Origin of the sequence: Paenibacillus ginsengihumi DSM 21568, assembly GCF_000380965.1 — a bacterium.
In the GTDB taxonomy this organism is placed as follows: Bacteria; Bacillota; Bacilli; order Paenibacillales; family NBRC-103111; genus Paenibacillus_G; species Paenibacillus_G ginsengihumi.
Genome location: NZ_KB905573.1, coordinates 37,838 through 52,763, shown reverse-complemented (window position 1 = coordinate 52,763; position 14,926 = coordinate 37,838). Strand labels below are relative to the sequence as shown.

General features: G+C 58.2%; 11 protein-coding genes. 2 read left to right on the top strand and 9 right to left on the bottom strand.

Annotated elements, in window-relative coordinates; genetic code table 11:
- Window positions 1-309 precede the first annotated feature (309 nt).
- Together cysI and F591_RS0114295 are read right to left on the bottom strand one after the other, a co-directional pair.
- Complete coding sequence (gene cysI / locus F591_RS0114300) at window positions 310-2,034, bottom strand: assimilatory sulfite reductase (NADPH) hemoprotein subunit (protein WP_019535302.1); 1,725 nt, start codon at window positions 2,032-2,034, stop codon at window positions 310-312.
- 39 nt (window positions 2,035-2,073) lie between these two features.
- Window positions 2,074-3,936, bottom strand: a complete 1,863-nt coding sequence (locus tag F591_RS0114295) for an assimilatory sulfite reductase (NADPH) flavoprotein subunit (RefSeq protein ID WP_019535301.1) — start codon at window positions 3,934-3,936, stop codon at window positions 2,074-2,076.
- Between the two features lie 458 nt (window positions 3,937-4,394).
- On the opposite strand from F591_RS0114295, the gene F591_RS0114290 reads away from it, so the two are divergent.
- Entirely contained in the window at window positions 4,395-5,015 is a 621-nt protein-coding gene (locus F591_RS0114290; RefSeq protein ID WP_026326619.1) for a TraX family protein, read from the top strand.
- Window positions 5,016-5,156: 141 nt separating this feature from the next.
- On the opposite strand, the gene F591_RS32025 is transcribed toward F591_RS0114290, so the two are convergent.
- The 5 genes from F591_RS32025 to F591_RS0114265 form a co-directional block, all read right to left on the bottom strand.
- On the bottom strand, window positions 5,157-5,294 hold the full coding sequence (locus F591_RS32025; protein ID WP_019535299.1) for a hypothetical protein: 138 nt from the start codon (window positions 5,292-5,294) through the stop codon (window positions 5,157-5,159).
- A gap of 416 nt (window positions 5,295-5,710) precedes the next feature.
- A complete protein-coding gene (locus tag F591_RS0114280; RefSeq protein WP_019535298.1) occupies window positions 5,711-7,186 on the bottom strand; it encodes an AAA family ATPase in 1,476 nt (491 codons plus the stop codon).
- 46 nt (window positions 7,187-7,232) lie between these two features.
- Window positions 7,233-9,200 (bottom strand): hypothetical protein, encoded by a 1,968-nt coding sequence (locus F591_RS0114275; RefSeq protein WP_019535297.1) that lies wholly within the window; start codon window positions 9,198-9,200, stop codon window positions 7,233-7,235.
- A 35-nt stretch (window positions 9,201-9,235) separates the two neighbouring features.
- Window positions 9,236-10,450, bottom strand: coding sequence for a tetratricopeptide repeat protein (locus tag F591_RS0114270; protein WP_156829576.1), 1,215 nt, complete (start codon window positions 10,448-10,450; stop codon window positions 9,236-9,238).
- Between the two features lie 399 nt (window positions 10,451-10,849).
- On the bottom strand, window positions 10,850-12,526 hold the full coding sequence (locus F591_RS0114265; protein ID WP_026326618.1) for a M20/M25/M40 family metallo-hydrolase: 1,677 nt from the start codon (window positions 12,524-12,526) through the stop codon (window positions 10,850-10,852).
- Window positions 12,527-12,849: 323 nt separating this feature from the next.
- Between F591_RS0114265 and F591_RS0114260 the strand changes: the two genes are divergently transcribed.
- Window positions 12,850-13,386, top strand: coding sequence for a GNAT family N-acetyltransferase (locus tag F591_RS0114260; RefSeq protein WP_019535294.1), 537 nt, complete (start codon window positions 12,850-12,852; stop codon window positions 13,384-13,386).
- Between the two features lie 51 nt (window positions 13,387-13,437).
- On the opposite strand, the gene F591_RS0114255 is transcribed toward F591_RS0114260, so the two are convergent.
- Window positions 13,438-14,022, bottom strand: coding sequence for a cob(I)yrinic acid a,c-diamide adenosyltransferase (locus F591_RS0114255; protein ID WP_019535293.1), 585 nt, complete (start codon window positions 14,020-14,022; stop codon window positions 13,438-13,440).
- A complete protein-coding gene (locus F591_RS0114250) occupies window positions 14,019-14,924 on the bottom strand; it encodes a class I SAM-dependent methyltransferase (RefSeq protein WP_019535292.1) in 906 nt (301 codons plus the stop codon). The genes F591_RS0114255 and F591_RS0114250 overlap by 4 nt, the downstream gene beginning before the upstream one ends.
- Window positions 14,925-14,926: the final 2 nt, after the last annotated feature.

Below are 14,926 nucleotides of genomic sequence, written 5' to 3'. Positions count from 1 at the left end.
TCCGATGACAAAAAGGAATCGTTCGTCATAGGCGTCTCTCCCCGCGGCCTCCTTCTCGTGCACGGTAGGATGCTTTTGGCAGATCGAACCGCCGATGAGAATGCCTTCAATTTAAAAAAGCGCCCCCGTCCGCAAAGGGACGAGCGCGCTCGTGGTTCCAGGGGATAAAGACCTTAGATTGCCAAAGAGGATTTCAACCGGCGTTCCCTCTCTGGGCGGCACGGCCTCGAAGGCTTCGCACCATTGATCATCGCTGCTTATAACTCGTTATAGCATGGGCGAGCTTCGCGGTCAAATGCCGTTTTCCACTCAAGAATGAAAATCTTGGCCCGAACGGACTTCCTTGACATAGCCCGCGCGGATGACGAAGTCTCCGAAATGCTCGCCTTCCTTGCGCTCCTTGCCATAGTGGGCGATGATCGGCTTCAGCGATTCGAGAATTTCCGCCTCGCCGATATTTTCCTTGTACAGCTTGTTCAGCCGCTCGCCGGCAAAGCCGCCGCCAAGATACATGTTGTATTTGCCCGGCGCTTTCCCGATGAACGCGATTTCCGCGAGCGCCGGCCGCGCGCAGCCGTTCGGGCAGCCGGTCATGCGAATGACGATATCCTCGTTCTGCAGGCCGGCTTCCGCCAGCATCGGCTCGATCTTCTCAAGCAGCGTCGGGAAATAGCGCTCCGATTCGGCCATCGCCAGACCGCAGGTCGGAAGCGCGACACAGGCCATCGAATTTCTCCGCAGCGCCGTGTAGCGGCTGCCGTCAGTCAGGCCGTACTCTTCGATCAGCGCTTCGATCTGCTTCTTCTTCTTGGCGGTTACGTTGCCGATAATCAGGTTCTGATTCGGCGTCAGGCGGAAGTCGCCGGTATGCACCTTGGCGATCTCGCGCAGGCCCGTCATCAGCAGGTAACCGTCCTCGTCCTTGACCCGGCCGTTCTGGATGAACAAGGTGAAATGCCATTTGCTGTTGCTGCCTTTCACCCAGCCGTAGCGGTCGCCGCTGTGATCGAAGCGGTAAGGGCGCGGCGCTTCCAGCTGCCAGCCAAGGCGGTTGTGCAGCTCGCCGATAAACCAGTCGATGCCGCGGTCGTCGATCGTATACTTGAAGCGCGCGTGCTTGCGCACCGAGCGGTCGCCGTAATCGCGCTGAATCGTGACCGTTTTCTCCGCCACGTCAATGATCTGCTCCGGCTTGCAAAAACCGATGACCTGACCGACCTGCGGATACGTGTTCGGATCGCCGTGCGTCATGCCCATGCCGCCGCCGACGGAGATGTTGAAGCCGATCAACTTCCCTTCCTCGACGATCGCCACAAGTCCGAGATCCTGCGAGAAGACATCGACATCGTTGGACGGCGGCACGGCGATGCCGATTTTGAACTTGCGGGGCAAATAGACAGGCCCGTAGATCGGCTCTTCTTCCGTGTCATTGTCGCGGCTGTCCAGCACCTTCTCCCCGTCCAGCCAAATTTCATGATACGCTCTGGTGCGCGGGTTCAAATGCTCGCTGAGCCGGCTGGCCCATTCGTATACTTCGCCGTGCACTTCCGATTGGTACGGATTCGGATTGCACATCACGTTGCGGTTCACGTCGCCGCAGGCGGCCAACGTCGACAGCAGCGCATCATTGACCTCGCGGATTGTTTTCTTCATGTTCCACTTGAGCACGCCGTGAAGCTGGAACGATTGCCTTGTCGTCAGGCGAATCGTGCCGTTGGCGTACTTTTGCGCGATCCGGTCCATCATCAGCCACTGGTCCGGCGTTACGACGCCGCCGGGCGCCCGGACGCGAAGCATGAATTGGTAAGCCGGCTCCAGCTTCTGCTTCTGGCGCTCGTTGCGCAGATCCCGGTCGTCCTGCATGTAGCTTCCGTGGAATTTCATGAGCCGGTTGTCGTCATCGGGAATGGACCCCGTTATTCTATCCTCGAGCGTCTCCGCCAGTGTGCCGCGCAGATAGTTGCTTTCACGCTTGATACGTTCTACGTCGCTGTGCGGCGCGCTGTTCGGCGACAGCAAATTGTTTTCTGACATGCTGGGCTGTCTCCTTTCACACTTCAAGGGAAATCAGGCTTAATATACATCACGCTGATAACGTTTTTGCTGCTGCATGCGGTTCAAATATTCCGCGGCTGCCTCGGGGCTCAAACCGCCTTCGCGGGCGATGATCGTCGTCAATGCGGCATGGACGTCGTTAGCCATCTTTTTCTTGTCTCCGCACACGTACACGACGGCGCCTTCCTCCAGCCATTGGTATAGCTCGCGGCTCTTCTCGAGCATCCGGTGCTGCACGTACACCTTCTCTTCCGTATCGCGGGAGAAGGCCACATCCAGCCGCGTCAGCACGCCGTCCTTGAGCCAGCGCTGCAATTCCAGCTGATACAGGAAATCGGTGGAAAAATGCTGGTCGCCAAAGAACAGCCATGCTTTCCCTTCGGCGCCGATCTCTTCTCTTTCCGCCAAGAAAGCCCGGAACGGAGCGACGCCTGTACCCGGACCGACCATGATGATCGGCGTATCCGGATTCTCCGGCAGCCTGAAGTTCGGATTACGCTGAATAAAGACCGGCAGCGTATCGCCGGGCTGCACCCGTTCGGCCAGATGAACGGAGCAAACGCCGTAACGGTCGCGACCGTGGGCTTCGTACCGCACCGACCGCACGGTAATGTGCACCTCGTCCGGGGTGGCCTTGGGACTGCTGGAGATCGAATACAGCCGGGCCGGCAGTTTCCGCAGCAGCGGAACGAGCTCGCGCGCAGGTACGCCTTTCAAGGAGTAGTCTTGCACCAGATCGAGCAGGTCGCGGCCTTGCATATAAGCCTTGAGCTCCTGCCTGTCTCCTGCAGCCACCAATTCCTGCAGCTTGCTGCCGCCAGCCAGCTTCGCTATCTGCTCAAGCAGCGGCTTTGTCAGCACGGTAATCTCGTAATGACGAAGCAGCGCCTCGCGCAGCGGAATCTCTTCTCCGCTCTTGGGGACAGCCACCGGCTCGTCGGCGTTCCAGCCCATCGCTGCGATCAACTCGTCGACCAGGCGCGGATCGTTCTCCGGATACACACCCAGGCTGTCTCCCGGCTCGTACTGAAGGTTCGAGCCTTCCAGGGACAGCTCAAGATGGCGGGTTTCCTTATCCGAGCCGCGGCCGTTCAAATTGAGATTTTCCAGCACCTCGGCGTGAAACGGATTCGAGCGCGAATATGCCGACTCGGCGGCGCCGGTTGCAGCCGTCGCGCCCGGAGCGGCTGCCGCAGACGGAGAGGACGCGGTTGCAGAGGCAACGCTTAGGGATTTGACGACCTCGTCGATCCACTTTGCAGCCGGCCCTTCAAAATCGACGTCGCAATCGACGCGCGGAATCAGGCGCTTGCCGCCCAACTCCTCAAGCCGTTTGTCGAAATCTTTGCCCGTCTGGCAAAAAAACTCGTAAGACGTATCCCCGAGCGCCAGCACGGAAAAGCGCAAATCGTCCAGTTTCGGAGCCCTCTTGCTGTGAAGAAATTCGTAGAAGGAAATCGCGTTGTCCGGCGGCTCCCCTTCTCCGTGAGTGCTGACCACCAGCAGAAGGTCCTGCACCTTCTTCAAGGTGTTCGGCTTGAAATCGCTCATCGCCGACAGCGTCGTCTTTAAGCCTTGCTCCTCCAGCTTCTTGACCAGCTTCTTGGCCAGTCCGTGGCTGTTGCCGGACTGCGACCCGAAGAGCACGGTCACTTCCCGCGGGGCTGCCGCAACGGGAGCGCCCGCTCCCTCGATGGCCTGCGCCGCCGGTCCGGGCGCAATCGCTGCCGCCGGTCCAGGCGCGGCCGCTGTCGCACAGGATTGGGCGGCAAGATATCCGCTGAGCCAGTTGCGCTGCGTATCCGTCAGCATGGGCAGAAGCCGGTTAAGCAGCTCGACTTGCTCCTGATTGAAAGGACTGTTCGTTACTTGAAGTACCAACTCGTATCCACCTCGCGGCATGCTGTAGTTAATTCCTAGTATTCAAATGAAGATTGAAAAGTTTCTCTATTGAAGCTACCACATTTACCGCGAAGGGTCAATTAGATTCATCTTATAAAATATATCAGCGAAACTGATAAAAGGGCGGGATAGACGCGCTGCGCCGGCGAACATGCCTTTTTACCTGAAGTGTACTACAGCGGGGAGACGATTCCCGGAAAACTACCAACCCAATTATGGGACATATTACATAAAATGGAAAAACCCGCAACCAAAGAACATGGCGGCGGGCATCAGTCTGACTGTTGTCAAAAGGATTTCGCCGATGCACAGCGGCGCTTCGCTCGGCTTTCGCAAGCGAAGTTGGCTTTAGTCAAGCTGCAGGCCGTGCTATACTGTACGTAGCTTACGTACAGTTACGAACAATACCAACTCATCGAATCCGGGTGATGCGATTGATGCAAGTAGTAGCTATGATCACGATGCTCGTCGACCATATCGGCGCGCTTTTCTTTCCCGAGACGAGCCTGCCGCGCATCGTCGGGCGCATCGCCTTTCCGCTGTACTGCTGGTTTTTGGTGCAGGGCTACCGTCTTACGCGGGATCATAAACGATATATGCGCAGGCTGCTCTGGCTCGCCTGCCTCTCCCAGGTGCCGTATTCGCTGGCTATGCAGACATGGGAGCTGAACGTTATTTTTACGCTCCTGCTCTCGCTCGTCGGCATGTACGTCATGGACCGCGTCCAATCGGAAAACCGCAAGATCGCCCTGATAGCCTGCGTGCTCGCGGCAGCGACGCTGATTCCGATGGATTACGGGCTGTACGGCGTGCTGCTGATCTTCGTGTTCCGTTATTTGGAGCAGTGGAAGATGATCGCCGGACATCTGCTCGTCAACCTGATTTTCACTGTGCTGTACGGCCCCGGTTATCTGATCCAAATGTACAGCCTTATCGGAACGTTCCTGATCGTGTATCCTCCTCCGCTGCGCTTCGAATTTCATTACCGGTGGCTGTACCGGAGCTTTTATCCGGCCCATCTGCTGCTGCTTTTTTTGCTTCATATGTGGATTCGGTAACAGCCGCGGCAGGACGCAGCGCAGCTTACGATAAGCGCCCCCGATTTCTCAAAAAAAGCGCGCCGGTTAGATCTGCCGATGACGGCGATGCCCGCATGGACGGCCATGGAATCGGGTCCGCGATGTAGCGTAAAGCCGCGATCACATCGACCCGCTGCGCTGCTTGCCCGCGGATACGAACAGCTTGCGCACCAGCTCGTTTCTCAGCCACAAGCCTCCCCACATCAGGACGGCAATATAGACGGGAAACAGCGTGTTCGACCACAGCGGCGCATCCACGCGAATATGAGTCGCAATCTCATCTCTAACGCAAGTGACAAACGCTATTTTGCCGGAATGTACTCTTTTTAAAATGTAACGCAGGCTGGTAGCGTTATTTTGCCAAAAACGCTGAATCGGGTAGCCCAAAGCGCGAAATAAGGCCGCTCACTTGCGTTACAATTTCAAATCGATGGTTTTGAGCAAAATAAGCTCTGTGGCTTGCGTTAGCTTAAGGTTCGCCCGACAAAACGCGGGACCACGGCCAGCGGAACGTTAATCGAAGGACTGGCGAAGCGAGCAATCCATTCCCGGCAGCTCGGGTCCGCCGATCGCGAAAGCCGCTGACTCGTTTCACCGAGCCCGGGAATATGCGCAAAAAGCCAGCGACCGCTCGCTGGCTTGCTTGCTCACACCCTATGACGGCCGGCCGCCGGCTAAATTTGCCGGCCGAACCTTCTCAAATAATCCTCCACATCGTTGTATATGCCCGATTGATTGGCATATTTCACGAAATTTTTGGCCTTGCGCAGCCACTCCAGCGTCGACGGCCGCACCTCCTGCAGGAGCGCTTCGAAGTCCTCCATGCGAATCGGGCGCTCCACGCCGGTTTCGAGAATTTCGCCGAGCACGCGCTCGGCCGCCCGCTCGCACAGGTTGTCGATGTCCGCTCCGGAGAAAAATTCCGTACGACGGGCCAGCGAGCGGGTATCGATCGAATCGGCATAGCGTCCCGACAGCTTAAGCCGAAACAAATGCTCCCTTGCGTCCTCGTCCGGAGGAGCGACGAAGACGAGCCGGTCGAACCGTCCCGGACGCTTGAGCGCATCGTCGACATCCCACGGCATATTGGTCGCCCCGATAATCAGCACCTGATCGGTGCTCGTATCGATGCCCTCCATTTCAGTCAGGAACGTATCGATCACCCCCCGCATGCTGGAGGAAGAGTGGGAGCGGTTGAAGCCGATCGTATCGACTTCGTCGAAGAACATGATGCTCGGCTTCTGCCCGCGCGCTTTATCGAACATATCCTTCAAGTTGCGCTCGCTCTCGCCGATGTATTTGTTCAAAATATCCGTAATATGCACGGGAATGAACGAAGCCCGGCATTCCCCGGCCGTCGCCCTGGCGATATACGTCTTGCCGCAGCCCGGCGGGCCGTACATCAGCACGCCGCCGCCCGCTTTCTTGCGGAATTTGGAGAACAGCCCTTGATTTTGGAACGGGCTGATGATGCGCAGCTGGATCGTCTTTTTCAGCTCCTTAAGCCCCGCCACATCGTCGAACGTCACCTTGGCCGGCGCCGAAGCCCGCATTCCCGACGCTTTGCCGCCATCCACGACGTGCAGCCCGATGGTTGACCGGGCAAAGACGATCTCATCGCTCGTGCGGCCAACCTCCGGTCCGCCGCCGGCTTGCTGGACGAGCGCTGCCGCTTGTTCCCTGCGGGCCTCTTCACCGTCATCCGCGGCATCATCGTCATCAGCATCATCGTCGTCGTACTCGACATCATCGTCCGCGACATCGTCGTCATCAGCATCATCGTCGTCCTCAACAGCATCGTCCTCAGCTTCGGCATCGTCGTCCGCGGCAGTATCCTCATCCTGCGCCGCGGCTACGCCGTCTGCTTCCTCCGCCTCGTCCGCTTCCTCGGCCTCCCGTGCGGCAAGTTCTGCCGGCGCATCCGCCGGCTCCGCGGCGCCCTGCTGCAGCTTGGCAGACGCTTCCGTCAGCCCGGCGAGCAGCGCTGCCCGGATCTCCTCGCCCGGGCCGAGGGCCAGCCCGGCGCTGTACTGCCCGATCGCCTCCACCCAGCGGCCGCGGGCCGCCAATTCCTGCGCGAGCCAGTAGACCGCCTCCGGGTCGTCCGGATGCAGCTTCTTCATACGTTGTAAAAAGGCGAGTTTGTCCATCGTGCCTTCTCCTTCCCCATCTTACCGTTTAGATGAATTTGCCGGTCTATAAAGACTCCTGGCCGCCGAAGCCGGCCGTTTCCGCGGATATCCATTCCGCTAATCCGCGGCGCCAGAAACGGGTGCGCTCCGGATCGAGCAGCCCCCTCCCGGCCGCCCACGCCAGCTCCGCCGCAGTATGAATGCCCCGCAGCATACCGCCCTCCGCAACGATCCACCGCGTATCGTCCGTTGGCGGCACCGGCAAATTCCAGGGCTCCGCGTAAGCGGCATCGTACGGGTAGACGACCGGATTGCCTGCGGCCTCAAGCGAAGCGACGTACAGCTTTAGGTCGTTCATCAGGACTAACAGCTCCCTGGCCCCGCCGCCGCGGTAGACCAGCTCGTTGCCGTGGTATAACGACTGGCCCTCGACGAAAAAATCAGCCCCCTCCAGGCCGGACAAGGGCAAGACCGATTCGCGAACGGTCCGCGAGTCCATCGGCAACCGCACGTAGACAGACCGCCCCGTCACCAGCAGCCCGTACTTGCCGTCTTGGCCGGGGCTGTCGTCGCGAAACGCGACGATGCGTTCCGACGGCGCCAGCCTGAAGCTGATGCGGACGGCGGCTTCCTTGTCCCCGACCGCGCTGTAGCTGCTCAATTTATCGAAGAATGAATGCGAGCGGCAGATCGCCTCAATGAACATGTCGTCGAACTCGGGATGGGAATCGTCCAAATGCGGCTCGACAAGCTCCCGTTCCTTCAGGCGGCCGAGCTGCGGCAGCGAGCGAAGCCGCTCAAGCAGCTCAATCCATTGCTCCGGCGGCAACGTGCTTTCCTCCAGCGACAGTTCCTGGCCGGAACCGAGAACCAGCATGTTTTTTGGGGATGCATGCTTTACCGCAATGTCGGCGCGCAGGAATTCATCCCACGGCAGGAAAACGGATGCGCCGGGGCTATTCCAGTGCAAGCCTGCTTGAGTCAGCAAAGCGCCGTATTTTCCCGGATGGTAAGTGATCATATCGATGTATGCCCAGATGGCCAGACCATCAGGGACGCGATAACGGGCCCGCGCCTGTTGTTCCACGTCCTCGGGAAGCGGCGCCCGATAAAATTCGCAGCCATTGTAAGGCAGCAGGAGATACCTCAGCGCCTCATCGACCGCCGCGTTCTCAAGCTCCGCCGCCTTTTGCCGCCTGGCGGCCAGCTGCGGCAGCGCATCCACCTGCGCCAGCAAATCGCGCCATTCGATCCATTTTAACGGACTGAGATGTCTTGTGAATTCTTGATGCAGCAAAGCAAGCAGCGTCTGCGACGCGCCTTCGTCCGCATCCGCCGCAGGACGGACATATTCCCAGGCCAGCAAATAATTCCTCGCATCGTTCCAGCGAACGCCTTTGTTGGTAAAAAGCACCCCTTCCCCGCTCTTGCCGAAGAGCGCGTAATTAAAGAAGCTGAGGACGGTCTCGTCCGGACCCAAGCGGTGTTTTTTGCGCAGCTTGGCCTCGATGTCGCGAGGGATCGGGTGAACATACGTCTTGTTGCGGGCAAAAGACGCGCAAATGCGAACGATCGCCTGCTCCAGGGTCTCATCCCCGCTTCCCCCCCGCTCTGCGGCGGATATGCCGCCTTCGGCAGCGTACGCCCGCGCTGTATCGGCCAGCTCCGTCAGCAGGGCAAGCAGCTTTTCGCCAGGCAGCGGACAGCCGTTTTTGCTGAACTCCGAGTCGCCCAGACGAATGTTATGGTCCACACGTATATTCTCAAGGTCAGCCAAGGTAGACCAGCGAACAAAAGAGACCGAGCCATACTCTCTCCAGTAAATGCCGTTCTCGGCAATGGCCATGCCGTCTTTCGCGTAGCTGAATATCGTAAAATCAATAAAAGCAAGCAGTCCCTGATTCGCCGGCACGTTGAATTTTTCCCGGACTCGGGCTTCGATCTTGTTCGGGATGACTCCAGCGTAGCATTTTTTCGTTTCGTAGCCTTTGCATACATCGACGATCGCTTGCAGAAACGCAGAACTATACAAAGAAGCGATCTCTCCTTTCACTGTCGCGGCTTCTTCTATTTTCGGCTTTTCGAATCATTCATGAATTGATAGATCATGGCGAGCGGAACGATCAGCACCAGATGGAAAGCATGCTTCAGCGGTTCCACCGCGAACTTGCGGACAAGCATGCGGGATGCCGACCAAATATACGCCCCCATGCTGATTTTGGCTAACGTGTCTTGCCATGCCGCGATCGCCGAATTGCCCGGCAGCTCCTTTTCCAGCTGGCGAAAATGGCTGCGGGCCGACCAATACATTTTATCGTCGTACAGCGCTTTTCCGTAAGCAAACTGCTGATCCCAATCTTCCGGCTTCAGCTTCACATATGTCTTCAGCTCCTTGACCGGCGGCTCCTTGCCGAAGCTCTGCTTGGTTTGCGCCAGCCTCAGCCAATTGGCGGCATCGTCCGGGTACATATCGCACAGCGATTGCTGATAATTGACCAGTTTGCGGTAATAAAGCTTCTGATTGCGTTGAAATTTTTTAATCAAATCCATGAAAAAAAGGCTGTTCGCATGATGCGGGTCCAACGCCAAAGCCTGCTCGCAGTGGGACCGGGCAGTAGCCAGATCGCCGTTATAAATGAAATAATCGGCCATTCTCGCATGAACTTCAGCATCGGAAGGATTAAGGACGATGGCCGACCGCAGATGCTCCATGGCTTCGTCGGGCTTGCACAGCCAATCGTAGCATTGGGCCAGCATCCAGTGTCCTTCCGAGTTGCCCGGAAACAACCGGTTCGCCTCCTGCAGCACGTCCAGCCCGCGTTGCAGCCGCGCCATCGCTTCGGGCCGAACCTTACGGGACGGAAACCGCTTGTACATGCGGTTCCGATCGATTCCGCTTAATACGACACGCGCCAAGGCGTAGCGGTAATCGATGTCCTCGGGGTCTTTGGCGATACATTGCTCGTAGTAAACAGCAGCCTCATCCAGCTCATTCCTGCTGCTGTGAATATCGCCCATCAGACACAGCCCGTCCTCGTTATCGGGATCGACGGCCAACATATGCCGGGCGCAAGCTTCGGCTTCCTCGTGCTGTCCGAGACTGAGCAGAGACCTCGAGCGGTACAACAGCGCCAGCAGATCGTTCGCATCCTCCGCAAGAATGTCCTGGACGCTCTCCAGCACGTCTTCGTATCGCTTCGCCCGGTACAGTGCTCTCACTGTATCATACATGCGTTCGAGCCGTTCCTGCTCCGGGTATTGATCGCTTGATGTCATTTCCATTCCAATCTCCTGCCAATTCAAAATATGTAAGCAAGCAAAATAAAACGGCCAACGCCGGTTGACCGCATTGTGCACAAACGTATGGATTCGCCCATTGATCCGGCTTGCGGCTGCCGCATTGATCCTGATGCCCGTCGCCCGCGGCAGCCCGCCCAAGGCAGGCGAACTCCTGGCCGGCGTAGGAGCCGCTACCCTGATGTATATATACGACACCGTCCGACTATACTATGTTAGCATAAACCGGCCCTTGTTCTCTAGTCTTAGCAGGGGGCGTTTTTCGCGTTTGCGCACAACCGCTCGGATGATGGCGGCAAACCGAAGCCAATAGAAGCCGACCGATGCCGCCGCCTGCCGAAGCGCTGCAGCGGCTCCTCGCGGCCCGTTGCGATCAGCGCTGTCCTATCCCTCGCCCGCCTGCTCACCGATAGGTGTCAGCAGTCGCTGAACGACCCGATGCGTGATGTTCGGAACGATGAACATGGAATAGCGAATCTCCGCCCGCTCGTGCTTCTTATGCGCATCCATTCCGTAAGGGCCGATATTGATCACCGGCACGTCGAGCCGGCGAATCGCTTCGTAATCGACAAGCAGCTTGCTGTTCCAGGAAGGATTGTTGGCCGCTTCCGCCGCGATCGATTCGTCGTCGTCGCTGATGCCGACGAAGCTCATGTCCGATATGTAGGGAAAGAACGGCTTGATGCGAATCGGATGCTCATACCGGTCCTGTACCGAGCGCACTGCTTCGTCCAGCGCCTCGATCAGCCGCAGCTCCTTGTCATTGCTGCCGGACAGCTCGACGCGCGGCGAATAAAGCGAGGCGAAGAACAGCACCATCGCCGGGCTCCGGTCCTTCATCCAGCGCCAGGCCTCCTCCACCACTTTGAGCGAATACATGCGCAGATCGAGCGTCCGGTCCAGCAGCAGCTCCCGCTTGAACCGCTCCATATGCTGCCCGTAGCGATCGCCGTGCTCGCTCAGCAGCATCCGGTTCATTTCGTCATACGTCAGTACCCGCGGACGCCACGGAATGTCCCGCTCCGGCTCGCCGCTCATGCGGCAATAAGCCCGGTACCGCTCGGCATACAGCGCCAAAGCTCTGCCGAAGGCAATTTCGGCGTGCCGCTTCAATCTGCTCAGCGCTTCCTTCGGCGTCCAGGTATAGATCAGCATATTGTAATATACGTAAGCGGCAAGGCCGGTCTGCACGTCATACGAGGGTTTGAGATCCGTCTGCTTCAGCGTTACCGGCGGCGCGCCGACTTCCCCGTGCGCCGCGTTGCACAGCTCCGGATTGTAATTCAGCTCCCTCGTCAGCTCCGCGGCGAGCCAGTTCGGGTCCAGCCCTTCGAAGCAGGCTCCTGCATGGGTCTCCGCTCCGGTGATATAGAAAGCGGGCAGCAGCTTGCCGACCGTTCCCTTATATATGTATCGGTTAGGATCTCCGGGATAGCGAGGCGATACGAAGTCCGCATTGATCGCCGCAATGTAATCGAAGCCGTGCTCTTCCTGCCACGCCAGCAGCTGCCGGATCGCCGACAAAATGCCATGCGAGCCGTCCTCCTCGTCGCACTCGGCCACGAACACGATGTTGCCGGCCAGTTCCTCCGGGCGCTCGCTGTAATATTGGAGCAGGTACAGGTGGCTGGCGAGGCCGCTCTTCATATCCAAGGCTCCGCGTCCGAACAGCCAATCGCCCGACTCCAGCTGCCTGCGGAGATCATCGGGCAGCTCCTGCCGCATCAGCTCGCGCCTCAGCCCGTCCGGCTCGCATGCCGAGGACTTTAGCGCGCCGTAATCGTCGGTCCCGACCGTATCGAGGTGGCCCATTAAGATGACGGTTCTCCCGCTGGGCCGTTTCGTTCCTTTGACAAAGGCCATCACATTATAGCGCTCGATCTCGTCGTTCAACGTCGGCGATTTGACGAGATAGGACGGGTTTTGCTGAAAATAGGGCAGTGCGGCGAGCAAGGCATGCAGCGTCTCTGCGATCTCCTTCTCCCCGCTCGTACCTACGATGCTTTCGATGCGAACCAGCAGCTTCGTATACAACAGCACGTCTTCCTGACACGGCAGCATAGCCATAGGCCGCCCCCCTTTTTTGGTTGAAAATAGCTCCTTCTTTCACTGGATGAACATAATTTTACACCAAAACGGAAAAACTTACCTATCCTGAAAATTTGATGATGATCGTCGGCAAATTTTCAGTGGCCTGCGGTGAGGACCAATGACGAAAGGTTCGTTCGTCATAGGCGTCAGATGACAGAAAGAAACCATCGGCACGGCTTGACCAAAGTGTGACATGTTCTGGAGAAGCGAAGATCATGTCACACGGCGGCCCTGGCTGAAAACATTTGTTCAACGTTTATGGACATTCCATTCGGAAGGAGCGGATTACTCGCATGGACTGGTACGAAAAGCTGAACGATTATTTTCCCGAGCACGAAATGAAGGACCCGAACCAGTTGAAAGACCTGATTGAAGAAAAAGACGTCTACCATCTCGTCGAAACCGACGATTATATCGTCTTGTACGCCGAATTTCCGTCGTTTATTTTCATCGACTACCTGCTTGTCACCTCCCGTTCCCGGGGCCAGGGCATCGGAACGAAGGTGCTCGGCCGGCTGAAGAGCAAGGGCAAGATGATTTTGCTGGAAGCGGAGCCGGACTCCCCCGACAATGAAGATGCGCAGCGCCGGCTGTCGTTTTATTTCAAAAACGGCTTTCGGCTGGCGGAGAGCATTCGCTACGTGCGAGAAGACGATGAGGGGCGGCCGTATCCGATGCATATTTTGTACTGGTCGCAGTCCGATCTGCCGGAGAGCGAAATTATGGCACGCATGGAGAAAGCTTGCGAGGAAATTCATAATTTCCGGGCCAAGCGATATTACGGAAGGCTGCTCGCCGACCCGGATAAGGTGTTAAGCTGGAAGCAGTAGCGCTTGCCGGCGCCTATTCGGCCATTTCCCGCCAACGCTCTTCTGCCGCGGTCAATCGCCTTTCCGCTTCATATCCCGGAACACCTTGGCGCTGCGCTCGTACTCGACGTCCTTCACGCCGAGCCGGGCGTTCATGACGCGGGCCAGCGCGAACAAATAGTCGGACAGCCGGTTCAAATAGGTCAGCACGTGCGGGTTGATCTTCTCTTCCTTGGCTAAAGCGACGACTCGCCGCTCCGCCCGGCGCACGACGGTGCGGGCCAAATGCAGGAAGGCCGACGCCTGCGAGCCCCCTGGCAGCACGAAGCGCTCCAGCTCGGGCGCTTCGGCGATATAAGCGTCGATGCGCTCCTCCAGAAGCGGGATCGCCTCATCCGTCACCTTGAACGGCCGGCGCTCCTCCATTCCTTCCTTGCGGGCCAGATCGCTGCCGCAGTCGAACAGCATTTGCTGCACATTCTCCAGCTCGGCGCGCGCCTCGGCCTGCGACTCCGGTATGAACGTCATGGCGATGCCGATGACGCTGTTCGCCTCGTCCACGGTCCCGTACGCCTCCACCTTGGCGCTGGACTTTGGCACCCGGCCGCCGACGATGCTCGTCTCTCCCTGATCTCCGGTTCTCGTATAAATTCTCATGATTGCCCATCCTCCCATATTCGAATGATCCGCTGCTCCGGCACCGGCTCCCAGTACAACAGCGCCGCCGAGAAACGGTGCACGTAGCCGGGCTTGCCGTCGATATCCCGGATATGCCTCGATACGATGCGCGCGACCGCTTCCCGGTCGGCGTTCGGCTCCAGTATTTTTTTCATCTGCGCGTCGATCAACTGCTCCTCCGATTCGAAGGTATATGTCCGCTCCAGCGGAACGATTCGGCAGCTCGCGTCAATGCCGAGCTGATACAGCAGATTCGTCAGGTGAATATAGTCGCGCCGCGCGAACTTCACCGGGTAGCCGAGCTGCTGATGGATTTCCCGCAAATGCGGCGCCTCCGGCCCGCTCGTCATGCCGACGACAGCGAGTCGGCGGGCGATACGGTTCATATTCCATAGGGCGCGGTCGATTTCCTGCATGCGGTAATAACAATTGATGCCGAACACGACGTCGAAGGCGTCTTCCTCCGCTTCATATGCCTCCCACTTGCCGTGCCGGAATTCCATATGGCCGATTCCAAGCCGCGCCGACGCCTCCTCCAAATAAGCGAGGATGCTGGCCGAGCTGTCGAAGCAGGCGTACGCCGCCGCCGTTCTCGCCATCTCCATCGTATAGTTGCCCCAACCCGGCCCGATCTCCAGTATGGAGCTGCCCGGCGGGATGAGCGCTTGCAGCTCCCCAAGCAGCGGAGCGGCGTAAGGATCAGGCTGCGGCAGCAGGCCCTGCTCCCGTTTTCTCGCAATATATTCCCGCCAAAATTGCTCTTCCAGCTCGTCGTCCGTCATCCGTACGGGCAGCCGGCCGTGCCAGTCCTTCATGCCTTCAAGCCATACCCGCTTATAATCCGTTTGCAGTCTCGTTCCGTAATACAGGACGATCCCCACCT

Bases quoted from the DNA above. Each gene is read 5' to 3' on its own strand.
- cysI (WP_019535302.1), bottom strand. From the start codon at position 2,034: ATGTCAGAAAACAATTTGCTGTCGCCGAACAGCGCGCCGCACAGCGAC.
- F591_RS0114290 (WP_026326619.1), top strand. From the start codon at position 4,395: ATGCAAGTAGTAGCTATGATCACGATGCTCGTCGACCATATCGGCGCG.
- F591_RS0114280 (WP_019535298.1), bottom strand. From the start codon at position 7,186: ATGGACAAACTCGCCTTTTTACAACGTATGAAGAAGCTGCATCCGGAC.
- F591_RS0114270 (WP_156829576.1), bottom strand. From the start codon at position 10,450: ATGGAAATGACATCAAGCGATCAATACCCGGAGCAGGAACGGCTCGAA.
- F591_RS0114265 (WP_026326618.1), bottom strand. From the start codon at position 12,526: ATGCTGCCGTGTCAGGAAGACGTGCTGTTGTATACGAAGCTGCTGGTT.
- F591_RS0114260 (WP_019535294.1), top strand. From the start codon at position 12,850: ATGGACTGGTACGAAAAGCTGAACGATTATTTTCCCGAGCACGAAATG.
- F591_RS0114255 (WP_019535293.1), bottom strand. From the start codon at position 14,022: ATGAGAATTTATACGAGAACCGGAGATCAGGGAGAGACGAGCATCGTC.